This is a genomic window from Psychrosphaera sp., from assembly GCF_982872775.1.
Genome location: NZ_CEYNSH010000002.1, coordinates 106202 through 129169, shown reverse-complemented (window position 1 = coordinate 129169; position 22968 = coordinate 106202). Strand labels below are relative to the sequence as shown.

Sequence of the window (22968 nt, the reverse complement as noted above, 5' to 3'; positions counted from 1 at the left end):
CTCCATAGGTTAACCTACGATTGTGGAGTACTAACTTGATCTCCTACGTAAACTGGGGTTGAGTTGTCTGTGATGATGCCGTAACTAACTTCCTCATAAACACGGAAAACCATTACTTGACCAACACGTTCATAAGGCATTTCATAAATGCCTTTGTCTTCATCAGACTTAAATAAGTTTTTGACCTTACCAACGAACTTCTCGTATCGCGTCGCATCTTCTTGGTATTTTGGACCTAAGCCTTGGTCAACCACCGTCGGAGATTTACGGTTAACACGCAAGATATGACCTGGCTCAACAGCGTCACTCTTACCTTTGTTTAATACCACTACGCCATATTTTGAAACACCAGCTAGATCAGACGGCGTTGCAATAATCAGTCCTTCAAGATCACTCTCAATCGGTCTCATTCGAAAGAATGCGGGTAAATCCTGACCTTCACGTATTGGCTTAACGACATCACCAGCACGTACTTCTTGTTTTGCCGTTACTATTCTGATCTTACCTGGTACGCCATTATCTGGATCGCCAGAGCTGATCAAGTCAGCCACCGCTACCAATACTGCTTCGTGACCCAAACTTTCTTCTGTTTCCGGATCTATGTATTGTTTACCTTTGCGATAAATTGCAAATTTACGCTCGGCTTTCAAATCACCTTTAATATAGAGTAGGTCTCCAGGAATTGCTCTTTTGACCGTGCGATCTGTACCCAATACATAAGGAAGTCCATCTAAAGACTCTTCATCGAGAGCTTGTTCATAACTTAAAAAAGGTTCGACAACGTGTAATGGGAGAAGTGGAATAGGCTCATCTCTTTTGTAGCTAACACGCTTCTGTGGAGAAAGCTTTAACGAGCGTTTGCCTAACACCAACTGAGGTTTACCTTCTGCATCATAAACCAATTTAATGTTATCGCCAGGGTAGATGAGGTGTGGGTTTTTGATCTGAGGATTGAATTTCCATAGCTTAGGCCACAACCAAGGATCGTTTAAATAAAGACTCGAAATATCCCACAACGTATCTCCCTTTTTTACGACATAACTTTTCGGCGCGTCTTCGCGAATAGTTAGTGTGTCAGCAAATGCGGAAGTTACATATAGTGAACTAATTACAAGCGTAAAAGTAATAAAGCTAATTAGTGCACGCATTCCCTTATTTCCTATTATTATTATTTGCAACATGTTGTTCTGTTAATAGTGAATCTAAACAGTTAAAATTACAAGCTAATCATGTTAAATGGCAAGGCATAGAAGAATTATGGCAATTTTAGACGTAGTTCGTTTTCCAGACGAACGCCTTCGCACTGTTGCGAAGCCAATTGAAGAAGTAAATGACGAAATAAAACAACTCGTAGACGACATGTTTGAAACCATGTATGACGAGAACGGAGTAGGGCTTGCGGCCACTCAAGTTGATCGTCACGTACGCTTATTTGTTACTGATTGTGGTGATGAAGAACGCGAACCTCACGTATTCATCAACCCAGAAATCATTAAAAAAGAAGGGTCAATGATCAACGAAGAAGGGTGTTTATCTGTCCCTCATTGTTACGCAAAAGTTGAGCGTGGCGAAAAAGTCACCGTTCGTGCACTTGATAGAGAAGGGAACACCTTTGAGCTTGAAGCTGAAGGTTTGTTAGCGATTTGTATCCAGCACGAAAATGATCACTTAGACGGCAAGCTGTTTGTTGATTATTTATCACCATTAAAACGTGAGCGTATTAAGAAAAAACTGGCCAAAGAAGCGCGATTAGCCGCTAAACAGTAATTTCATTAATACAGATACACATCAACACCAAGGAATATCATGTCAGCGACACCGTTAAAAATTATCTTTGCAGGTACACCAGAGTTTGCAGCCAAACACTTAGAGCATTTGATTGCTAAAAACTTTGACGTTATAGCCTGTTACACGCAACCAGACAGACCAGCAGGTCGAGGCAAAAAGCTTCAACCAAGTGCGGTTAAGTCAGTCGCGATCGAACACGATATTCCTGTTTATCAGCCCGCTTCACTAAAAAATGAAGAAGCTCAGCAAGAGCTTGAAGCTCTTGGTGCTGACTTAATGATTGTTGTTGCTTACGGGTTAATCCTACCTAAAGTCGTGCTTGATATGCCGACTCATGGTTGTATCAATGTACACGGTTCGATTTTACCGAAATGGCGTGGTGCCGCGCCAATTCAACGCTCGGTATTAACGGGTGACGCTGAAACGGGCGTGACTATTATGCAAATGGACGTTGGTTTAGATACGGGTGATATGTTGCACATCGAGACCTGTCCCATCACAGGTGAAGATACGAGTGGCTCTGTGTATGAAAAGCTTCAAGAAATTGGTCCTATTGCACTGGTAAAAACCGTTGAAGATATTGCAGCTGGCAACATCAACCCACAGCCTCAAAACGATGAAGATGCCACCTACGCTCATAAGTTAACCAAAGAAGAAGCTGAGATTAATTGGCAAGACAGCGCCGAACAAATCGAGCGAAATATTCGTGGTTATCAACCTTGGCCAGTTGCTACCGTGCAATTAGCCGGTAATAAAGTAAAAGTTTGGCAAAGCACCGTTATTGACAGCGACGACTCGAATATCGAGCCTGGTACGATTATCAGTGCTGATAAAGCCGGCCTTATCGTTGCAACATCTAAAGGTCAGATCAACATTACTCAGCTGCAGCCACCAGGTAAAAAACCAATGTCTATTGGTGATTTTGTGAATGGCAGAAGCGACTGGGTTACGCCAGGTACGGTACTAAAATGAAAACTGTCAATGTCAGAGCCAAAGCCGCAGAAGTTATTTTAGCGGTTTTGGATAAAGGTCAATCTTTGTCGGACGCCTTGCCAAAAGCCCAACAAAGTTTGCCAGCAAAAGACCACGCTCTGTTACAAGAGATGTGCTTTGGCGCTATTCGTTACTTTCCAAAATATGACGCAATAACGAACCAGCTTTTAGCCAAAAAGATGAAGGCTAAACAACGTGTTTTTCACCATTTGATCATTGTTGGCTTGTATCAACTTGATCAGATGCGTATTCCTGAACACGCTGCTGTTGGTGAAACGGTACAAGGTGCGGTAAGCCTTAAAGCGCCTGGTATGAAAGGGTTGATCAATGGCTGCTTACGTAATTTCATGCGTAATAAAGAAGCCATTTTCAAAAAAATAAAAAATGACGTGACCGAGTTCTGTCACCCAACTTGGTTTATCAAGCGACTTCAAAGTGCATACCCACAAGAGTGGCAAGCAATACTGGCTAACAACCTAAAACGTTCGCCAATGTGGTTGCGAGTCCATACCAAAAACTGTTCGGTAGATGCATTCACGGCTGCGTTGACTGAGGCTAACATTGCCTTTATTCAGCCAATGCCAAACCTGCAAAGTATCTTGCTTGAGCGTCCAATGCCAGTCGAAAAGATCCCAGGCTTTGAACAAGGGTGGTTTGCGGTTCAGGATGGTGCGGCCCAGCAAGCAGGCTGGTTGTTAGAGCCACAAGACAACGAATTAGTCTTGGATGCGTGCGCAGCCCCAGGTGGCAAGACACTGCATATTCTTGATGTTGCTGATGCTCAAGTTGTGGCAGCAGATATTGATCAGACCCGATTAGACCGAGTCCAAGAAAACCTTACGCGTTTGAACGCCAAGGCCCATCTTATTTGTGGTGACTTAACTCAACCCTCAACGGTTCATGACGGACTGAAAAAGTTAGGTTTAAGTAACGATCCTGAAGCAACACCAGCCTTCGATCGTATTTTATTAGATGCGCCTTGTTCAGCGACCGGTGTTATTCGTCGTCACCCTGACATTAAGTGGCTTCGCCGCTCGGAAGACATAGACAACTTGGCTCACGTTCAACAAGAAATTTTGCATAGCCTTTGGGCTCAGCTAAAGCCTGGCGGAACATTGTTGTACGCGACATGTTCTATTTTGCCATCAGAGAATAAAGATCTGATGTTGACGTTTTTAGCAGAACAAGAGGACGCAGAACTGAATTTAATTACACATCCATATAACACCAATGAAACAGCCGAAAATCCGGGCTGGCAAATTCTTCCGGGTGAGCATAATATGGATGGGTTTTATTATTGCCGGATCAAAAAACAACAATAAATACGATAAGTTGGCGAATTAACTACTATGAAAATAATTATCTTAGGTGCAGGACAAGTTGGTGCGACATTAGCAGAGAACTTGTCGGGTGAAGAAAACGACATTACGCTCGTTGATATCGACCCAGAACCGTTAAATGCCCTTCAAGATAAATATGACCTAAATGTAGTAGTCGGCCATTGTTCGCACCCTGATATTTTGCGTCAAGCTGGTGCGGATGATGCGCAAATGCTCATTGCCGTTACCCGAAGTGACGAAGTTAATATGATGGCATGTCAGGTTGCTTATAGTATTTTTAATACGCCTACTAAAATTGCTCGTATCCGTTCTCAAGAATACCTTCAATACCGAGAACAACTATTTCAAAACAGTGACTTACCTGTTGACGAATACATTGCTCCGGAACAACTTGTTACCAAATACATCAGTCGCTTGATAGATTACCCAGGTGCATTGCAGGTCTTGGAATTTGCCAACGGCATCGTGTCACTTGTAGCTGTTAAAGCCTATTACGGCGGCAAACTGGTAGGTTATGCGATCTCTCACTTAAAAGAGAGCATGCCTGAACTCGAAACACGTGTTGCGGCGATTTACCGTAAAGGCCAACCGATAAAACCGCTTGGTTCAACGGTCATCGAGGCCGATGATGAAGTGTTTTTCGTCGCTGCTACAAAGCATATTCGCCGCGTGATGGAAGAGCTACAAAAACTCGAAGACTCTTACAAGCGAATCACTATTGTTGGTGGTGGTAATATCGGCTGTGGTCTTGCCAAAGCGCTAGAAAAACAATATCGAGTCAAGCTTATCGAACTTGATCCAAAACGCGCAGAAAGTATTAGCCAATTACTTGAACACACAACCGTCTTTGCTGGTGATGCATCGGACCAAGAATTGTTAATTGAAGAGCAAATTGATCAAACGGATGTATTTATTGCGGTTACCAATGACGATGAAGCGAATATCATGTCAGCGATGTTGGCGAAGCGTTTAGGCGCGCAAAAAACCATGGTACTGATTCAGCGAAGTGCCTACATTGAACTGGTTCAAGGTAAAGATGTCGATATTGCGATTTCACCGCAACAAGCCACTATTTCAGCCTTGCTGACTCATGTTCGTCGTGGTGATATTTCAAATGTATATTCATTGCGCCGTGGCGCTGCCGAAGCGATTGACGTTATTGCTCGTGGTGATAACAAAACATCAAAAGTAGTAGGCCGAACCGTTGAAGAGCTCAACCTACCACCACAAACCACCATCGGTGCTATCGTTCGTAACAATGAAGTGATCATTGCTCACGATAATACGGTGATAGAAACCGATGACCACGTGATTTTATTCCTAGTCGATAAAAAGCACATTTCTGAAGTAGAAAAACTATTCCAAGTCACTGCGCTTTATTTCTAATCGACCAATTATTTAGCTAACGCTTTAAAACGAATGGCAGTACCACCAGACTCTGCCATTTTTAATGTCAGAACGTCTTTGGCTGTCACAGTTTTTGTCTCGATAACATAGTCATAAGGATTCGTTTCCCATTGAGCGTTGTCACCATCGCGATAGATTTGCGCTTCATATTGCTTATTTGCATCTAGGAAGTTCAATTCTACCTCAACCTGGCGTGCATCTTCGTTAGTGATTGCACCTAAGAACCAATCGTCTTTTGAATAACGGTCCGTGCCTTTAGCTTTACGTGCAATAACAACGTAGTCGCCTACCTCACCCGCTAAAGCGACACTTTCGGTCCAGTCAGTAGGGACATCAATAATAAACTGAAACGCGTCTTTTTTAGCAAGGTAGTTCTCCGGTAAATCGGCCGCCATTTGAATTGGACTGTACAGAACAACATAGCTTGCTAACTGTTTTACTAAGGTCGTTTGAGGACGGTTTTTATCCGCTTCTAAACCATTAAAGCCCATATCAAAAATACCTGGCGTAAAGTCCATAGGACCAGACAGCATTCTTGTGAAAGCTAACATTGGAATGTGCGATGGCGGATTTGGCGGGTTACCCCAAGCGTTAAACTCTTGGCCTCGAGCACCTTCTCGTGCAATCCAGTTTGGGTACGTACGGCGCAGACCTGTATCTTTTACTGGCTCGTGAGTATTAATACTGATCTTACGCTTAGCCGCTTCAGTGATGTTATGTAAGTACTCATTAACCATGAACTGTCCGTCATGCCATTCTTTTCTTACAATCCCTTTTTCATCAATACGCTTAATATTGCCGCCGTCCGCAACGTAACCCGTTTTGATTTGCTCGACACCCATTGATTCATATAAATCGAGTGCGTCTTGCATTTGATTGCGATAGTTAGTGACATTACCTGAAGTTTCATGATGACCAATAAGCTTCACGCCTCGCTCTTTTCCATATTCAGATAAAGCCTTGATATCAAAATCAGGGTAACTTTCAGTAAAACTAAATACATCGCCATTAAAGAACCAGTTACCATCCCAACCGATATTCCAGCCTTCAACTAGTACGCCATCAAAGCCATACTCAGCTGCAAAGTCCATGAAGCGCTTGGTGTTTTCCGTCGTAGCACCGTGCTTTTCACCGCTTCCCCACGTCGACTTATTGATGTGCATTTCCCACCAAATACCGACGTATTTACCCGGTTTAACCCAAGAAACATCACCTAATTTGTTAGGCTCATTTAGGTTTAGGATCAAGTCAGAGTTGATAAGTCCAGCGGCATTGTTTGCGATTTGAATGGTACGCCATGAAGACTGCAGGCCATTTTTAGATTTGACTGCAACACCATCCGACCAAGGCGTTAAGTCAGCAACGTATTTACCGGTGCGACGTTGGTTAAGCGTCATAGCCGCATAGTCCGTCAGCGCCGCTTCGTGAATACTTACGTGCGTGCCTTCAGGCAGTTTAAACGTAGCTGGAGTGTGAATGTGAGCCGCTTCTGGTAGTGGTGTTTCGTTGTAAACATATTCATAACGGTTCCAGCCGCGTGCCGGAATCCAGTAAGCCGTTGTATCGCTCGCATTAGCAATCGTGAATTCGGTTGATTCTTTGACTAGCTCGACTGATTCAAAACCCGGTTGATTTGGAACCGTGTATCGAAAACCCAAACCATCATTAAACACTTTAAATTCGAGGCGATAATGCGCGTTAAGTGTTTCTGGTTGTGCTGAGAATACCGACTCAATCCAGCTAGAATCTTGCTGGTGGTTCACCAACTGGTCATTACCTACAGTGATAGTCACCGCATTATGGTGATCGCGTACCGTTTGACGCTCACCCCAAGGCTGTTGCCAAGTACTGTCATTACTAGACGTCTTGGAATCTGTGATCTTAAAACCTTCAGTGAACGGTGCTTGTTCTTTAAAAACTAAGCCTAACAGTGAAGGTTCAATCACAGGTTTATTTTGGTAGTACACTCGATATTCGAGTTGCGAATTATCATCATTTACTTCAACAACGATTTTGCCGTCCGGTGATGTCACCTTTACGGTTTCTGCATAAAGTCCACTACTTAGCAGAACGAGCAGGGAAGCTGGTATCCAACGCATGATTGATCCTATTGTATTTATTGATTTTATAGTTGCTCAATTAGAATATAAGGACGGGGTTTGTGCGGATAGTAAAGAGCGTATATTACATACGTATTCAAGTTACAAAACAAATCTCTTCTAGAGCGTCGCTAATAGCAATTGGGCTTCGGCGCGCATTTTTTGAATCAGTTGTTTTTCACCGCTCAATTGAAATCTTTCGATGAGCTTTTTATTCGTTAAACCTTGGACAAATTTACCACGTAAAAAACGCATTGACTCAATTGCTGAGGAATTAAGGCCTTTGTCGTTGAAAGGTCTATCGGGAGGAGAAATTTGTAAAAGTGCCCAAGAAAATGCCAACACACAACTATCTACACTTCGAAAATGAAATGCAAAGGCTTCTATGTCTAAAAGACTTTGTTCCTCTGTCCAAGATTGAAATTCAGCGTCTTGCTTATTGGCGTCACCAGGTGAACTACCTATCCTACTAGATGATAAGGATTGAACCCGCTTTAACTCTTCTTGATCAACAGTTAATAGCTCGACAATGTCCTCATGTATAGATTGGGCTCGAAGAGTTAACCCTATTTCTGCGTTTAAAGTCTGCTTAAAGCGCTTATTCCAGCGACTTAGGTCTAAAACGGATCGATAGTTCTGGTTACTTTTATTTTGGCTTTGATCTTTTTGTTCCGAATTTGTCTGATCGATAGGTAAAACAGGTTTCAACATTAATACGCTCACATCCCCAGTGGACGTTTCCGGACGTAACCCTAAGCGCACAGGAACAAAACTGTTGTCTGCCCAAAAACTCAAAAGCGGCTCACTTATGCCAAAACTTGTTGCTAAAAAGTCTATGCCTTTCGACTGAGCAGATAAATAAATATGTCCTAGAAGTTTTGAACCTAGCCCTTGCCCTTGCAGTTCTGGGTGGACAGCGATTCTCACTACTCGAGCATAGCGATAGCGATGAGCCGACTTGTAACCACAATGTGCAACGAGAGACTGGGGAGCTAAGTGCCCTCGAGGACGGCGTCGGCCTTGCCAAATCTGCTCTCCAAGCTCGTCCGGTAACCTACCTTCTATAGATATCATTGCGGTTGCGATAACAATAGGCTTGTTTGGCTCATCTTTACTTTGGGTTGTGACGACAAGTGTTTTGATGTCCGGTGCATCAAGCATGGCGCGAAGATCACTGGGTGTTGTTTGATAATGCGCTTGAATCAGCAGGGCGAATACTTCTTTCATTAAGCCACTATCAAGCATCGAAGTTGAGTCCAACTCTAAGAAGTTCAGATGAGGCTTTCCCTCTGACCAATCTACGTTTTTTACATTCGACAGGTTTGCATTTAGCAGCAAGGCTTCATTAGTCCACTGCTCCAGGCCATCACCTTCAGACCAACGAATCGGTTGATGCATAGAGACTTCTTGATAACTAATATCAGTGTTAGTTTCGGCTTTCGATTTTAAAAACGGCTTAAGCTTATATTCAAATCCACGGCCTGTACCTTCATATCCATGAACCGTCGTCGCCAATACCAATTTTGATGTCCGATTTGAAGCTGCTTTTACAATAGAAAGTGGAAAAGAAGCAGCTTCGTCGATGACTATTAAGTCAAATTTTTCTGATGATTGACTGCCTTTTGAAACATCGTTTAAACAATCGGAATCAGGTGCAAGTCGAACCAAGTGGTCGATGTACGAGGTAATATCGTCGTCAATGACACCGCTTTTTGCTAACTCTTTTAGTCTGTTTTTATAGTGTTTAGTTAAAACGTTGAGCGATGTTGCATTTGCACAGACCACAGCTACTTTAAACTCTTTTGCTATATTACTTGCTGTAAAATCAGCCAATGTCATACCTAATAAGGCCGATTTTCCGCGGCCTCTATCAGCAGTGAGGACCGTAATGCTTTGGTCCTGGCTCAACTGTTTTCTAAGCTTGGTACTAGCATTTGCTTGATCAGCTGTTAAATAGCGATGATTCTGTGTATTAAGCGAGCTTTTAGTATTACTTGTCAGGTGGAGAACGTCGCCACGTTTTTGTAGCTCTAGTTTGGTTGAAGAAGCCGAGAGTTCATAATGAAATACCCCTTCAGCCTGCTTCATCGAACGAATAAAGTATAGCAGGGTAGCATGACCCATATCCGTCTCTGTGTAAGGGTAAGAGGCAATACGTTGAGCTTCCGGATCAGGTTGATTTAGCCAAGTTTTATCATCAGGAGTAATTAGAATCAGTGCACCACCAAGCTTGATGGTTCCAGACAAGGCTCCTATCGCTTCTAAATTTAGACCTTGATGCAAATCGATGATAACGACATCATATTCTTCACCCAAATAGGTTTTATATTTTTTAAGTCGCCACTCATTCTTTCGTGTATCGCTTTGATCAACAAGGGACTCTGGTAGGGTGAACCAAGCCACATTAAGACTTTCCGGCTTGGCTTTTTCAAGTGCAGATAATTGACGTGTTATTACCTCAGACGAACGCTTTGGTTCGCCTGATATTCTTATAACACCTCGTTGTTGTCGGGCGCTTAGGCATTCAAAAACCGCTAGAAGCGACGCCATAATAAAAGTTTAGATCGCCGTTAACTTGGCATAAGTCGTAACTAACCACTTGGCGCCAAATTGATCAAAGTTAACTTGAATACGTGCGTTATCCCCATCGCCTTCACAGTTTAATACCGTACCTTCACCAAACTTCGCATGAGAAACACGTTGTCCCAGTGAAAAAGCCGAACCGCTGAACTTAACATGACTGGCCGTTTTAGAAGACATACCACCGCGACTACCGCTCGACATTCCAGAGCCATACCCCGTAGAACTACCATAACTGCTGCTCGAGCTTTTGTAACCACTATTCGCATTGCCATAACCTTGTTGATAAGACGGTTGGCGCGCTGATGATGTCAGTTTAATTTGGTATAAACATTCTTCTGGTATTTCAGAGATAAATCTTGAAGGTCGGTGGTGATGCTCTTGACCATACATACGCCTGGTTTCTGCATGGGTAATAAATAGTCTTTGTCTTGCTCGAGTCATACCAACATAAGCTAAACGGCGTTCTTCCTCTAAACGGTCTGGCGCATCAGCACTTTGTTGACTAGGGAACATACCTTCTTCAACACCAACTAAAAATACCAGTGGGAATTCTAGACCTTTGGCACTGTGAAGCGTCATTAATTGGACCGCATCTTCATAGTCGTCAGCTTGTGACTCACCAGATTCTAATGACGCGTGAGACAAGAATGCAGAAAGAATAGGCATTTCTTCCATATTTTCATCAGGCTCGTATTGCTTACAAGCAGTGACCAATTCCTCTAAGTTTTCTACTCGAGTTTGGCCTTTTTCACCTTTTTCAGCTTGATACATGGCCTTTAGACCAGAGCTTTGAATCGCTTGGTCCGCTTGTTCGTGAAGTGGTAAATCAGTCAAGTCAGACTCAAGTTTATCAATCAGTTCAACGAACTTATTGAGTGACCCTAAAGCTCTTGCCGATAAGCGCTGCTCTGAAACCAAACGACCACTTGCTTGCCATAACGTAATGCTCTGACTTCGCGCTGCATCTCGAATAGTTTGTAATGTTTTATCCCCGATACCTCTTGCCGGAGTATTGATAACACGCTCAAATGCAGCGTCATCATCACGATTAGCAATCAAACGTAGATACGCTAATGCATCTTTGATTTCTTGGCGTTCGAAGAATCGCAAACCACCATAAATTCGGTATTTTAGACCGGCCTGTAATAACGCTTCTTCTAGTACACGAGACTGGGCATTGTTACGATACAAAATAGCCGCATCGTTCAGGCTCCCGCCATCTTCTTGCCACTTTTTAATATTACCAACAACAAAACGCGCTTCTTCCAATTCGTTGAAAGAAGAATATACCGCAATCGGATCACCTTCTTTGCCCTCGGTCCACAAATCTTTTCCTAAGCGGTCGCTATTGTTCGAAATGACTGCATTGGCTGCTTTTAGGATATTTGCGGTTGAACGATAGTTTTGCTCGAGTCTCACGGTCTGAACATCTTCAAAATCCTTTTGGAAATTGTGAATGTTTTCCACTCTAGCACCACGCCAACCATAAATTGACTGATCGTCATCACCAACAATCATCACGTAAGAAGCAGGCGCTTCATCAGCAATGCCACCAGCATGACCGCCCGATATAAGTTGAATCCAAGCATATTGAATACTGTTAGTATCTTGAAACTCGTCCACCAGAATATGTCTAAATCGTTTGCGATAATGAGCTAAGATATCATCGTTCGAAGCCAACACTTCGTGGCTGCGTAATAAGATTTCTGCAAAATCGACAAGGCCAGCTCGGTCACAGGCTTGTTGATACGCCTCATAAACCTTAAGCATCATTTGCTCGGTAGGATCAAAGGTATCAATGTGCTTTGGACGAAGACCCTCGTCCTTTTTGCCATTGATGTACCACATGATTTGTTTAGGTGGAAAACGCTTTTCGTCTATGTTTAAGCTTTTTAGAAGACGACGGATCAGGCGATGTTGATCGTCAGAGTCTATAACCTGAAAACTCTCTGGTAACTTAGCTTCGCGAAAATGAGTACGCAAAAATCGATGTGCTAAGCCATGGAAGGTACCTATCCACATACCGTGATTACTAAATTGTGAACCAACCGTACCTTGCCCCATCAAAGACTCGAGGCGATGACGCATTTCGGTTGCGGCTTTATTGGTAAACGTAACCGCCATTATAGAATAAGGTGAAACGTGTAACGCCTTTATCAAATATCCAATTCGACTAATCAGTACTTTTGTTTTACCCGAACCCGCGCCAGCAAGAACCAACATATTTTGAGGAGGAGCCGTAACGGCTTCGTGTTGACGGTCATTAAGCTCATTTAATTTTAATGATGCAGCGCCGTGTAAATCAGGTTCCTGGTTTGGAATATAAACATCCATTATGTTGCTGGGCCTTAAACTGGATAAAAAAACAGGGTTTGATTATAGCAGTTGTAGCAGATCATCCAAGTCTGAATATTCTGCCGTTGGCAAAGCAGCTTTGGCTGGCATAGCTTGTTGGGCTGAATTAAACCAAAGGTGCGGGCAATTTGCGTTTTGCGCTGCACCTACATCGGTTGAAACGTTATCACCAATATGCAGTAATTCTGAAGGCAAGATACCTAAATCGGTTGCAGCCATTTGCAACATATCAGGGAAAGGTTTCATCCTATTACCCAACTCACCTGCGCGGTAATAACCAACAAAATAAGGTGTAAGTCCGAGTCGAGTAATATCAACGTTGCCATTAGTCACCGCCACCAGGGGCAACTTTTGTTTAAGCTGTCCTAGAATATCGAACACCCTTGGTTCGAGTTCAAAGTTCGAGCGCTCTTCATAAAACGCGTTAAAGCCTGCTTCTACAAGCTCATCTATCAGAGCAGAATCAGCGGTATGACTGGCCAGTCCCAACCTGATCACTTCTTTGCGCCACAGAGTAACGTCGTGTTTTACTTCAGGGTTCGCCTTTAACACTTTCCACTTTAATGACAACCAAGGCTCAATTCCTGCGACTTTAATACTTGGTATTGCCTGACTCAGTACTTCAAATTGAGCCTCTTCAGCGGCTTTTATGACTTCATCGTTTACATACAACGTATCATCGAGGTCAAAACTAAGCGCTTTAATTGAAGATGTAAGAGATTTGTAGAATTTAATTGCCAAAAGAAGTACCCATTATTTGTGTTAATCAAACTGTCGTTTCATTGTACAAAGAATCGAAGAGAAAAGATCTTAGTAAAGCAATTTTAATGAGGAATAGATTTAACACAATTACGACCAGACTTTTTAGCGTTATACATGGCCTGATCAGCGCGTTTTAGCAGTTTTCTGGTATCTTCATTGGGTTGATATTGAACGACACCAAAACTGGCAGTAACTTTAAGCGCTTTTGATTGCCAAGCAATCGCATGATTGTTTAGCGCTTCTCGCAACGACTCCGCTAATACTAATGCCTCTTCGTTATCACAATCGGGTAATAAAATAGCAAACTCTTCACCACCTAATCGGCCAAAGATATCAGACTCACGAAGCCTATCTTTGATTAAACAGGTAACATCGATTAAAACCTTATCACCTGTATCATGACCAAACTGATCATTAATATGTTTAAACAAATCAATATCAAAATTTATCAGGCTTAGGTTACAGTGTTGACGAGCAGCCCTTTTTATTTCACGTTGAAGATGTTCCATAAAACTACGTCTGTTATCGATTCCTGTTAACGGATCAGTCATCGCCAAACGTTTTAACTCCAGCTCCAGGCGCTCTCTACGAAACACTTCTTCTCGAAGCTCTTTATTATCCGTATCACGTTCTTTTTTATTGGCCCAATACTTACGAAAATTACGGTGTATCGTCAACGCAATAGATACCCCAAAGCCATTAGCCAACCCCAAAAACATCAATGCAAAGCCAATTCGTCCATGGCTTACATGCCGTTCTGCAAACAAAAACACCAATGTCATTAGTACAATAATGCCAGCACTAAACAACTGCTGTTCAAATCGTAAGGGCACATAGATATAAATCAATAAACAGGTGAAAACACTGGCCATAGTCACTTCTAGAAGCGTCACCGGTTGCACAATCCAGTGACTGTAACCATAAAAGGCAAAATATAAATTGGCAGTAAACCAGAGACCGTAAATTGCTAAAGCTCGATTAAGGGCGCCAATTTTAAAAATACGGTTGACGTAAGCAAAGCACATAAAACCAACAACCGGCATTATGACTTTTTGACTTATCGCTAAATAGAAGTAGAAACTCGATGTATATTCGACGTGGAAGTCGACAATAATAAAAGCACTTAAAAACAAAGAAAGAATGACAAAAGCACGGGCAATCGACAAGTGGTCTTGAGCAAAGCGCTCAATGAGATACTGCTTTTCAGTAGCAGAGTTTTTAAAAAAGGGAAGCCAGCGCCTGAGGCGAAAGTCTCCAACGACCCATGAGCTCATAATAATCGTCCTTATTATATGGATTAACTATAGCCCATAATCAATAAAAGGAGACCTTTTGTGGCAAACTAGCTTATTTCTGTACCTAATTGTTTTAAATATGTATTCATAAAGGAAACACGCTCATTAGCCATTGCTTTAGCGGTGTCTGTTTTTAAGGTCTCGGCGGTTTTAAATAGTTTTTCAAAAAAATGATCGACCGCTGCGAGTTTACTGTCAGGTAGGCGCTCATTACAAAACGGGTCTTCCGTGTGATAAAGGGCGCTACCCAACTTACCTGACACCGTAAAACAACGCGCAATCCCGACCGCACCAAGCCCATCTAATCGGTCAGCGTCCTGCACGACCTTTGCCTCCAAACTACGAGTGTTGATATTAGCACTGTAACTGTGTGCCTCAACCGCATGATAAACCCCATCTAACTTCTCTTTAGGAAACTCAATGCCTGATAAAAACTCCACCGCTAATTGCGCCGCAAAACCACTGGCTTTTTTATTATCTGGGTGGTTTTTGGGAAACGTCACGCAGTCATGTAACCAAGCCGAGGCAGTGACTATCCATAAGTCAGCGTCCTCAGCAATGGCGATTCGTTTGGCGTTTTTGACCACTCGTTTTATGTGGTTAATGTCATGTGCACTGTCATGAACAGGCTGTGAACGCATAAATTTTTCACATTCTTGCTCTAATAGGTCAATGCTCTTAGTTTCTGCCGATGGGGATTTCAATGCGTTCATTTGGTCTCTATAATAAGTTCATCAAAATTCTTAAATACACAAGCGTCGCGCCAAGTCGTATTTTTCACGAACCAAGTTTATCAAAAAACGACTTGTGTAACGGTCTTTTCTTTCTGTTACTTTATGCAAAGGGCGCTCATAGGAAACAATATGTCGACTTTTAAACGCATCAGTATCGTTGATGCTAAACAACTCATTGATCAAAACAAAGCCGCTATCGCCGATATTCGCGATGAACAATCTTTTGCTAGTGGTCATGTTGCGGGGGCTTTCCATCTAACTAATGGCACTCTAAACCAATTTTGTCAGCAAGTTGACTATGAACAAACCGTACTTGTGTTTTGTTATCACGGACACAGCTCACAAGGCGCTGCGCAATACCTAGTTGAACAAGGTTTTGATGACGTATACAGCGTTGATGGTGGATTTGAGATGTGGCGCCAAAACTTTGAATTCGTAACGGAATCAGAATAAAAATAACAATACGGACACCTCAATGGAATCAATCGGCCAGTTACCGAATTTAAGAGCGACGCAAGCGTTTACGGATTATTTAAAAACGCAAAACATAAGTTTTGATGTTCAAGTTATAAATGATTCTGGCCAAGAGCACTTTTCTATTTGGGTTGAGCCGAATGATTACGACATCGCACACGCTTTGTTTATACAGTTTGTCCAAAATCCTCATGATGCCCGATTTTTAAGTGCCTCGTGGGAAGTAAATCAACCAACCCAGACTTCGTCATCACTTGGGATTGGTCAGATTTATAAAAGTGTCGGCCCGCTCACTCGTTGGTTAACTTTGCTTTGTATTGGTATTTTTGCCGCTTCGTACTTTGGCTTTTATCGAGAGATTTTTGGCGCTCTTCACTTTTCTTTCAACCTTTCTGAACCATACCGCTTAGTCACTCCCGCTATCATGCACTTAAGTATGCTGCACATAGCTTTTAACATCGCTTGGTGGTGGTACCTAGGCGGAAAAGTAGAGAAAGTATTGGGTAGTACTATTTTAATGGCGCTATTCTTACTTAGTGCAGCGACATCAAATGCGCTTCAGGCCATTTTGGAAAGTGCAAACTTTGCGGGACTGTCAGGGGTGAATTATGCACTCGCCGGGTTTGCCTGGGCTTGTGGGGTCTTTCATCAATCCAAAAAACTATACTTACCAAATAATTTATTTATGTTTTTGCTAGTTTGGATGATCATTGGCTTTTTCGATGTGTTACCTATCAGTATGGCCAATTGGGCTCACTTAGGTGGTCTAATCGCTGGTATCAGTTTGAGTTTTGTCTTAGTTAAAAAAGACAAGGCATAAAAAAGCTCGAAGCCTGTATAAAACTTCGAGCAATTATTCTCTAATACTTTTAATTATTAGCAGCATTCATACACATATCGACTAGAGACAATGTTTAAACGCGTCGTCTCATGCTAATGGTATAAGTACTTGGTAAAGATTAAGTCTTTGATCAACGGCTGTCCCGTCTCTTTTTCCATTAGCTCTTGCAGTTTTTCGAGGATTAAGGTGCGAATTTCTTCGCGTCCCGTCATCGACTTTACTTTTTGTTCTGGTTGTCTGATCAAAATATCAATCATAGCGTCACGTAGTAGAGGGCTATGATGCTCAATGACAGGCACGTTTTGTACGTTTTCAATCATCAGTTCAGCGGTAATACGCACAAACCCAATACGTCGCTTGTTACTAATATAGTTAGTGATAATGTCCGGTTCAAAACCGTAATAGCCTACATTTTTCTCAGCCGCTTGTGTGTTAAACGCAAACATAGCCATCGACAATAATAAGGCGATAAATAAACGCATTAATTTAGGATCCTTCGCATAACTTCTTTGTTGATGTTAATTCTAGTGAATTTAATAAGTTCTACCACCTTTTATTTTGAGCAACAGGGTTAATTTTTGATACCATACGAACTCATTTTGTAAGAGGCGAATGGTTTGTTTCCAATACAATTACCAACAGATTGGCAGTTAGCCAGACAACACGAGACATTAAAGCTCGACCCAGTATTAAATGATTGGGTATGTTGTGAAAGCTCCTTGACCGTACGCATAAAAGAACTAGGTGTCAGTTTTTCTGTTGAAGTCCTCCAACAGTCATATGAAAGCCTCTCAGCTAGTCTACAAAATTCTCTTAACACAACTGATAATGAGGCATTAGTGAGAGAGGTTGTTCTCAAACAAGGAAATGTGCCCTTGGTTTATGCCCAAACGGTAATGCCTATTTCAACCGTAAAAGGAACAGAGAAGCGCTTAGCCGAGCTAGGTAATCAATCCTTGGGCCAAGTGTTATTTCAAAGTAAACAAGCGGTACGTGGTGACATAGAGTGCACTGAGGTATCACCGACTAGTGAGCTGGGTCGCTTTATAACTCAAGAACTACAACAACCTTTTCACTCACCTGTTTTTATTCGTCGCTCATTGTTTACTCTCAATGATTACCCTTTGCTCGTGAACGAATGTTTTTTACCGTCACTCCTTAACGACAACTAACAAGTTAAAAGTACCTTTAATGAAAAAATGGCAATTGTCTCTTTCTAATTACTCAAGTTACCACCAGCTAATGAGGATGGATAAACCTATTGGTATCTATCTATTATTGTGGCCAACCTTGTGGGCATTATGGGTGGCGTCTTACGGTATCCCTCACTGGCACTACTTAGTAGTGTTTTGTTTGGGAGTTGTGGTGATGCGTGCTGCTGGTTGTGTAATCAATGACTATGCGGACAGAGAGTTTGATGGCCATGTAAAAAGGACAAACCAAAGACCAATTCCCGCAGGTAAAGCGACGGCGACAGAAGCTTTACAGCTGTTCTTTGTGTTAATAGCCATTGCTTTCGGTTTGGTTTTAACATTGGATTTAAACGTTATCATATTATCAATTGGTGGTGTGTTACTCGCTACTTGTTACCCATTTATGAAGCGCTATACCCACTTTCCTCAAGTTGTCCTCGGGGCTGCATTTAGTTGGGCAATTCCAATGGCCTTTATGGCGGTACAAGCTGATCTACCGTTAGAAATGATTCTTTTGTATTTAGCAAACCTTTGTTGGACTGTTGCTTATGACACACTTTATGCCATGGTCGATAGAGAGGACGACTTAAAAATAGGCGTCAAATCTACCGCGATTGCCTTTGGTAAAAACGATGTGTTGATGGTCATGATTCTACAAATGATGACTCTATATTTACTATGGCAAGCCAAGTTACTGTTGAGCTGGCAGTGGCCTATGGTGACAGCATTAGTAATCGCTGGGTTATTATTTTTAAGACAATGGTGGCAAGTCCAGGATCGCAATCCTGAAAAATGCTTTAAAGCGTTTTTAGATAATCACTATGTCGGTTTAGTGATTTTCATTGGCCTTGTTGTCGAGTATTGGTAACTAGCTAATGGATCTACAAACCCTATCTATCATTATTCCGTTGGCACTAATATGTGTAATGGGGTTTGCCAGTGTTCGATTTTCTCTATTTCAGCAAGCTCAAATCAATGCCGTTTCTACCCTTTGTTTCAGTGTTTTAATTCCGCTCTTTTTATTTAAAAGTACATCACAAGCTGATCTAACCGCAGCGCTTTCATTGGAATGGTTTGTTTCTTTTTATGGCGCAATATTATTTATGTTTGCGCTCGTTTTTATCATCGCTAGAAAAACACAGTCAACCAGGTCTTCCGCCACAGCAGCCGTTTTCAGTTTAGACGCGACTTACAGTAATACCGTATTGGTCGCCATTCCTGTTTTGGTCGGTCTATTAGGGGAAGCGGCGGCAGGCCAAGCGTTTGTATTGATCGCATTTCACAGTGCTATTTTATTTACCTTAGTTGAGCTTTTTGTAAATAAGGTGAAGTGGCAAACAATCCTGTCGAGCTTAAAGAACCCAATTGTCATGAGTATCGCAGCTGGCCTTTTATTTAACTTTTCAGGACTTACTCTACCCGAGTTATTACTTGCGCCAATTGCTCAACTAGGCCAAGCGGCCATCCCTTTGGCGCTATTTTGCCTAGGCGCGTCAATGCATTTTCTCCCAATTAGAGGGAACCGTAGATCAGCCATTATATTAAGTACAGTGAAGCTAGTTGTACTGCCTTTCATTACCTATTCAATAGGTACAATGATGGGCCTCAATAAAGAAGCCTTGTTGATCATCGTGCTACTAACTGCAAGTCCAACTGGGGTGAACGCTTTCATTGTGGCGACGAAACACAGAGTAGAAGAGGGCATCAGTGCAACGACAGTTGTCTTGTCGACCGTGGCGAGTGTCATCACGATCTCGCTATGGACAGAGTTTCTTTTGACGTAGATAGCGATTTCGTACTATTTAATAGTTTGCACTAAATCGCACATCTTAATTAAGTAGACAAAGTAAGCAAAGCTTTTTAGTCCTACCTTTTTTCTGTAAGCGGCACAATTAAGACTTACTATGTTGTTGCTCTAACTCTATTAGTTTCGCTTTAATATCCAAGCCACCAGCGTACCCAGTCAATGTTCCATTCGCACCAATGACGCGATGACACGGGATAATAACAGCTAAAGGGTTTTTACCATTAGCTGCGCCAACAGCTCTTACCGCTTTTGGCCGGTTTATATGTTTTGCTAGTTGACCATAGCTCCATGTCGTTCCCGCGGGAATCTGGGTTAGTGCTTGCCATACTTGTTTTTGAAATTCGGTACCATAGTCACTTTGATATTGAAGAACCTTTTCAAAGTCATACGCTTCACCTTTAAAGTAAGCTTTTAATTGGCGCTCAGTTTCAATCAAAATTGGATGGTTTGAGGTATTATTTGGATCAGTGAGCTTCTGAGTCTCCATAAACTCAACATACCAGATCACCGGTGTATCTAAATCTAAGTTAACGCCAACCTCAACCGGCCCGGCAGGAGATTCAAACCAACGAGTTTCGAGCTTATTTGGCATAGGTTGATTTACTACACTCATAACATGCTCCACATATTAAACGTCAGATAAGTGCGCCAAGGGGCTGCATTATCTGGGTTAAGATTTGGGAAAATATCCATCGCCTTTTTCACACCTAAGTCGGTATCAAGCCAAATGTCCGTATCACCTAATCCACGCATTTTAGCGTATTCAACCGTCCAAGGTCCTATACCTTTGAGATCAAGCCATTGCTCTGGTGATGCGTTCGGATTATCCATCACAAACTTTGCCAAGTTGGATAACGACGTCTTACGACTTTGCGGCATTTTTAAAAAGTTAAAACGGCTTTTCGCCATTTTTTCTGGCGTTGGAAACCAACGGTACTCTTCGCCGTCTATAGTTTTACTTTCGCCCAACACTTCGACAAGAGTGTTTAGTAAATTCGTCGCCGCTTTGACTGACACTTGCTGACCAAGAATTGCCCGAACACCGGCTTCAAACAAACTCCAACTTCCAGGGATCCGCAAGCCATTTATAACATTGTGCTCTGGTAGACCGGTAGCGAGCAAACCGGCATAGATGACTCCAGTGTTTGCATTTAGATCAAGGACTTGCCGAATTCGTTGAGTGACTTGATATAGATACTTACTGTCTGATACTTCTATACTGACATTAAAGCCTTGCTTATCTGGACGATGAACCGCATTAAACCACCCTGTCACCGTTTCAAGTTGGTCGTTGTCGGGCGCCTCAAACGACATCCTGAAGGTTCGCCCGTAACTACTATTTCCAAGCCGTTCAATTCCAGCCATAAGCCGAAACTCGACAAAGTCATGCCACCTTTGCCACTCATAAGGCGGCTGGTAACTGAGTTGTAATCGTATAGGTTGACTGCTAACCGGTAACTTTCGAACTTCCGATGGGGTTTTGGTCGTGATGTTTTTAAAAGCATCATTGAAGCGTCTAACATTATTAAACCCACAAGCAAGCGCAATATCTTGAATGGGTAAATGTGTTTGATGTAATAAGGATTTAGCAAACAAGACTTGCTGGTGAAGTACATAGTGTTTTGGTGACACTCCAAGCTTATCGACAAAAAGTTTACGTAGGTATCGATCAGTAATACCCAGTCGTTCACTAAGTTCACTTAACTTTAAACCGTGAAAGCCTTGTTCATGAATGATATTCAGTGCTCGTTGGACGGTCGTATCTACGCCGTTCCAAGCTGGAGAAAACGGCGCGGATTCTGGGCGACAACGAAGACAGGGACGATACCCTGAAACTAAGGCTTCATTGGCCGTCTGATAGTATTCCACATTTTGTTCTTTTGGCGGTGTTGCTGGGCAAATGGGACGACAGAATATACCCGTCGTCTTTACCGCAATATAAAAAACACCATCAAATCTGGGATCTCTCGATAGTCTAGCCTGTTGATACGCTTCAAAATCCATAATTATCCCTTTTTATCTACCATATCGAGTGTAAACCAAAATCGGATTAATTCTAGATGAAAGCGGAACTGAAGGTAAATTGACTGTTCAATGCTTAGCGAGTGAGATAAAAAAAGAGTAGACTGCAGATGTTATCTTGGTAGGAATAAAAAGAGTGGTGCAACAGTTGATAATTGAGTGATTCAGATTATGCGTCCAATCTAAAAAGAATCTCATCAAGACTTGGTCGCCACTCATATTGCTTTAAAGAGACACGTCGACCTTTGACCATCACCCCTTCATCCATTAAGCATGCCCGTTGAGTTTCAAATTCATCACTACCGGGTGCAAAAGCGATTTCACCTGAACTTCTTAGAACTCGATACCAAGGCACTGGAGAGCCATCAACACCATCAGAAGGGACAAACCCCAAACATTTTCCAACTAGGCGTGCTCGACCAGGAAGACCAGCCAAATCGGCAATTGCACCATAACTACTGACTTTACCTGCGGGTATAGCTTGTACTGTTCGCCAAATGTTTAGATGTGTGAGCTTTGTGTCCATAGCTTTTTCTTTTACGACTTAAACAAAAAAGAAGTTCCATGTGGAACTTCTCTTATTAATTTAGTGGGTTATGAGTTTTATACTGTTTTAAAGTACTCATACCTTTGCATCAAGTGCTCTTGTAACTGAGCATCTTCAAAATGCTGGTGGATGTATTTTATGATCTCGGGACGGCTCATCAATCCACGCTTTTCTTTATAAGCCCAAAACGACGCCATCAAATCGTGTTGAATAGCATCTTGCTCATGTTGCGGCTTAATTGCGATATTGTGACTCATCGTCTCTTCTCTATTTGCCTATTTTTAATTAGGGTAAGTTTACTGATTTAGTGAGTTAATTTAAATAACAAACACACTACTATGTCAATCTTGCTCAACATTGCTATCATCGATTATAGAATGTGACGATAGGAATATTTTCTCAGACTTCGAGCTTATGGCCATTCTGTACTTTCGCCACGTTTTAACCGCAAAACTCTGGCTATCAATTTGATTTGTTATTGCATGTTGAAAGTGGATTTCATCCTCGTTCACAGGCTCAGTTGTTTTGTTTTCTAAAGCCAAAAGAGTATGACCATAAGTCTCTAAATAATCTGCCTCTTTGACAGTAAACATACCACTTCGGCGAAAACCGTGCGGAAAATTGTGATCATCAAAAAAATTGTATTTACCAACACTGATATTTTCCATACTAATCCCAACCTCATTTAATTAATGCTCTTTTTTTATAGTCGAATTATTAGAAATGTG

22 protein-coding genes are annotated in these 22968 nt (G+C 42.1%); 9 read left to right on the top strand and 13 right to left on the bottom strand.

Annotated features, from left to right (window positions below; genetic code table 11):
• Positions 1-14: 14 nt before the first annotated feature.
• On the bottom strand, positions 15-1148 hold the full coding sequence (locus AC4E96_RS01330; RefSeq protein WP_490254668.1) for a LysM peptidoglycan-binding domain-containing protein: 1134 nt from the start codon (positions 1146-1148) through the stop codon (positions 15-17).
• A gap of 109 nt (positions 1149-1257) precedes the next feature.
• On the opposite strand from AC4E96_RS01330, the gene def reads away from it, so the two are divergent.
• Genes def through trkA form a run of 4 tightly spaced genes read left to right on the top strand, consistent with a single transcriptional unit; the run spans position 1258 to position 5507 of the window.
• Positions 1258-1767, top strand: coding sequence for a peptide deformylase (gene def / locus AC4E96_RS01325; protein WP_488032991.1), 510 nt, complete (start codon positions 1258-1260; stop codon positions 1765-1767).
• A gap of 39 nt (positions 1768-1806) precedes the next feature.
• Entirely contained in the window at positions 1807-2760 is a 954-nt protein-coding gene (gene fmt, locus AC4E96_RS01320; protein ID WP_490254667.1) for a methionyl-tRNA formyltransferase, read from the top strand.
• Positions 2757-4103 carry a 16S rRNA (cytosine(967)-C(5))-methyltransferase RsmB gene (rsmB, locus tag AC4E96_RS01315; RefSeq protein WP_488032993.1) on the top strand — a complete coding sequence of 449 codons (1347 nt, stop codon included), beginning with the start codon at positions 2757-2759 and terminating at the stop codon, positions 4101-4103. Before fmt ends, rsmB begins: the two co-directional genes overlap by 4 nt.
• A 27-nt stretch (positions 4104-4130) precedes the next feature.
• Positions 4131-5507 carry a Trk system potassium transporter TrkA gene (gene trkA, locus AC4E96_RS01310; RefSeq protein WP_488032994.1) on the top strand — a complete coding sequence of 459 codons (1377 nt, stop codon included), beginning with the start codon at positions 4131-4133 and terminating at the stop codon, positions 5505-5507.
• A gap of 8 nt (positions 5508-5515) precedes the next feature.
• Here the strand turns inward: trkA and AC4E96_RS01305 are convergent, their stop codons facing one another.
• The 6 genes from AC4E96_RS01305 to AC4E96_RS01280 form a co-directional block, all read right to left on the bottom strand.
• The gene (locus AC4E96_RS01305) at positions 5516-7627 is read right to left on the bottom strand and encodes a glycoside hydrolase family 97 protein (protein WP_490254666.1); all 2112 of its coding nucleotides are present in this window, start codon (positions 7625-7627) and stop codon (positions 5516-5518) included.
• Between the two features lie 120 nt (positions 7628-7747).
• Positions 7748-10177 (bottom strand): GNAT family N-acetyltransferase, encoded by a 2430-nt coding sequence (locus AC4E96_RS01300; protein WP_490254665.1) that lies wholly within the window; start codon positions 10175-10177, stop codon positions 7748-7750.
• 9 nt (positions 10178-10186) lie between these two features.
• Positions 10187-12544, bottom strand: a complete 2358-nt coding sequence (gene uvrD, locus AC4E96_RS01295) for a DNA helicase II (RefSeq protein WP_490254664.1) — start codon at positions 12542-12544, stop codon at positions 10187-10189.
• 42 nt (positions 12545-12586) lie between these two features.
• Entirely contained in the window at positions 12587-13306 is a 720-nt protein-coding gene (locus AC4E96_RS01290; protein ID WP_490254663.1) for an HAD-IA family hydrolase, read from the bottom strand.
• Between the two features lie 83 nt (positions 13307-13389).
• Positions 13390-14601: a GGDEF domain-containing protein gene (locus tag AC4E96_RS01285; RefSeq protein WP_490254662.1), complete on the bottom strand. Its 1212-nt coding sequence runs from the start codon at positions 14599-14601 to the stop codon at positions 13390-13392.
• A 68-nt stretch (positions 14602-14669) separates the two neighbouring features.
• Positions 14670-15335: an HD domain-containing protein gene (locus tag AC4E96_RS01280; protein ID WP_490254661.1), complete on the bottom strand. Its 666-nt coding sequence runs from the start codon at positions 15333-15335 to the stop codon at positions 14670-14672.
• A 150-nt stretch (positions 15336-15485) separates the two neighbouring features.
• Here AC4E96_RS01280 and glpE point away from each other — a divergent pair, with 150 nt between their 5' ends.
• Together glpE and glpG are read left to right on the top strand one after the other, a co-directional pair.
• Complete coding sequence (gene glpE, locus AC4E96_RS01275) at positions 15486-15809, top strand: thiosulfate sulfurtransferase GlpE (protein WP_488033001.1); 324 nt, start codon at positions 15486-15488, stop codon at positions 15807-15809.
• Between the two features lie 22 nt (positions 15810-15831).
• Positions 15832-16650 carry a rhomboid family intramembrane serine protease GlpG gene (glpG, locus tag AC4E96_RS01270; RefSeq protein WP_490254660.1) on the top strand — a complete coding sequence of 273 codons (819 nt, stop codon included), beginning with the start codon at positions 15832-15834 and terminating at the stop codon, positions 16648-16650.
• 113 nt (positions 16651-16763) lie between these two features.
• Here the strand turns inward: glpG and AC4E96_RS01265 are convergent, their stop codons facing one another.
• Positions 16764-17153: a flagellar basal body-associated protein FliL gene (locus tag AC4E96_RS01265; protein WP_488033003.1), complete on the bottom strand. Its 390-nt coding sequence runs from the start codon at positions 17151-17153 to the stop codon at positions 16764-16766.
• A 135-nt stretch (positions 17154-17288) separates the two neighbouring features.
• Here AC4E96_RS01265 and AC4E96_RS01260 point away from each other — a divergent pair, with 135 nt between their 5' ends.
• Genes AC4E96_RS01260 through AC4E96_RS01250 form a run of 3 tightly spaced genes read left to right on the top strand, consistent with a single transcriptional unit; the run spans position 17289 to position 19648 of the window.
• Positions 17289-17843, top strand: coding sequence for a chorismate--pyruvate lyase family protein (locus AC4E96_RS01260; protein WP_490254659.1), 555 nt, complete (start codon positions 17289-17291; stop codon positions 17841-17843).
• Between the two features lie 19 nt (positions 17844-17862).
• Entirely contained in the window at positions 17863-18732 is an 870-nt protein-coding gene (gene ubiA / locus AC4E96_RS01255) for a 4-hydroxybenzoate octaprenyltransferase (protein WP_488033005.1), read from the top strand.
• A 7-nt stretch (positions 18733-18739) separates the two neighbouring features.
• Positions 18740-19648, top strand: coding sequence for an AEC family transporter (locus AC4E96_RS01250; RefSeq protein WP_490254658.1), 909 nt, complete (start codon positions 18740-18742; stop codon positions 19646-19648).
• Between the two features lie 108 nt (positions 19649-19756).
• Here AC4E96_RS01250 and AC4E96_RS01245 read toward each other — a convergent pair whose 3' ends face one another.
• The 5 genes from AC4E96_RS01245 to AC4E96_RS01225 all read right to left on the bottom strand — a co-directional run bounded on the left by AC4E96_RS01245 (position 19757) and on the right by AC4E96_RS01225 (position 22908).
• Complete coding sequence (locus AC4E96_RS01245; RefSeq protein WP_488033007.1) at positions 19757-20284, bottom strand: methylated-DNA--[protein]-cysteine S-methyltransferase; 528 nt, start codon at positions 20282-20284, stop codon at positions 19757-19759.
• Entirely contained in the window at positions 20281-21675 is a 1395-nt protein-coding gene (locus tag AC4E96_RS01240) for a DNA-3-methyladenine glycosylase 2 family protein (protein WP_490254657.1), read from the bottom strand. Before AC4E96_RS01240 ends, AC4E96_RS01245 begins: the two co-directional genes overlap by 4 nt.
• A 187-nt stretch (positions 21676-21862) precedes the next feature.
• Positions 21863-22219, bottom strand: coding sequence for an MGMT family protein (locus tag AC4E96_RS01235; protein WP_490254656.1), 357 nt, complete (start codon positions 22217-22219; stop codon positions 21863-21865).
• A gap of 77 nt (positions 22220-22296) precedes the next feature.
• Positions 22297-22497: a DUF3283 family protein gene (locus AC4E96_RS01230; protein ID WP_488033010.1), complete on the bottom strand. Its 201-nt coding sequence runs from the start codon at positions 22495-22497 to the stop codon at positions 22297-22299.
• 84 nt (positions 22498-22581) lie between these two features.
• The gene (locus AC4E96_RS01225; protein ID WP_488033011.1) at positions 22582-22908 is read right to left on the bottom strand and encodes a MaoP family protein; all 327 of its coding nucleotides are present in this window, start codon (positions 22906-22908) and stop codon (positions 22582-22584) included.
• Positions 22909-22968: the final 60 nt, after the last annotated feature.

Coding starts and splice junctions, on each gene's coding strand:
- AC4E96_RS01225 (WP_488033011.1), bottom strand. CDS start 22,908: ATGGAAAATATCAGTGTTGGTAAATACAATTTTTTTGATGATCACAAT.
- def (WP_488032991.1), top strand. CDS start 1,258: ATGGCAATTTTAGACGTAGTTCGTTTTCCAGACGAACGCCTTCGCACT.
- ubiA (WP_488033005.1), top strand. CDS start 17,863: ATGAAAAAATGGCAATTGTCTCTTTCTAATTACTCAAGTTACCACCAG.
- AC4E96_RS01305 (WP_490254666.1), bottom strand. CDS start 7,627: ATGCGTTGGATACCAGCTTCCCTGCTCGTTCTGCTAAGTAGTGGACTT.
- AC4E96_RS01300 (WP_490254665.1), bottom strand. CDS start 10,177: ATGGCGTCGCTTCTAGCGGTTTTTGAATGCCTAAGCGCCCGACAACAA.
- AC4E96_RS01285 (WP_490254662.1), bottom strand. CDS start 14,601: ATGAGCTCATGGGTCGTTGGAGACTTTCGCCTCAGGCGCTGGCTTCCC.
- AC4E96_RS01240 (WP_490254657.1), bottom strand. CDS start 21,675: ATGGATTTTGAAGCGTATCAACAGGCTAGACTATCGAGAGATCCCAGA.
- fmt (WP_490254667.1), top strand. CDS start 1,807: ATGTCAGCGACACCGTTAAAAATTATCTTTGCAGGTACACCAGAGTTT.
- AC4E96_RS01245 (WP_488033007.1), bottom strand. CDS start 20,284: ATGAGTGTAGTAAATCAACCTATGCCAAATAAGCTCGAAACTCGTTGG.
- trkA (WP_488032994.1), top strand. CDS start 4,131: ATGAAAATAATTATCTTAGGTGCAGGACAAGTTGGTGCGACATTAGCA.
- AC4E96_RS01250 (WP_490254658.1), top strand. CDS start 18,740: ATGGATCTACAAACCCTATCTATCATTATTCCGTTGGCACTAATATGT.
- AC4E96_RS01235 (WP_490254656.1), bottom strand. CDS start 22,219: ATGGACACAAAGCTCACACATCTAAACATTTGGCGAACAGTACAAGCT.
- AC4E96_RS01265 (WP_488033003.1), bottom strand. CDS start 17,153: ATGCGTTTATTTATCGCCTTATTATTGTCGATGGCTATGTTTGCGTTT.
- glpG (WP_490254660.1), top strand. CDS start 15,832: ATGGAATCAATCGGCCAGTTACCGAATTTAAGAGCGACGCAAGCGTTT.
- AC4E96_RS01280 (WP_490254661.1), bottom strand. CDS start 15,335: ATGAACGCATTGAAATCCCCATCGGCAGAAACTAAGAGCATTGACCTA.
- uvrD (WP_490254664.1), bottom strand. CDS start 12,544: ATGGATGTTTATATTCCAAACCAGGAACCTGATTTACACGGCGCTGCA.
- AC4E96_RS01330 (WP_490254668.1), bottom strand. CDS start 1,148: ATGCGTGCACTAATTAGCTTTATTACTTTTACGCTTGTAATTAGTTCA.
- rsmB (WP_488032993.1), top strand. CDS start 2,757: ATGAAAACTGTCAATGTCAGAGCCAAAGCCGCAGAAGTTATTTTAGCG.
- AC4E96_RS01230 (WP_488033010.1), bottom strand. CDS start 22,497: ATGAGTCACAATATCGCAATTAAGCCGCAACATGAGCAAGATGCTATT.
- glpE (WP_488033001.1), top strand. CDS start 15,486: ATGTCGACTTTTAAACGCATCAGTATCGTTGATGCTAAACAACTCATT.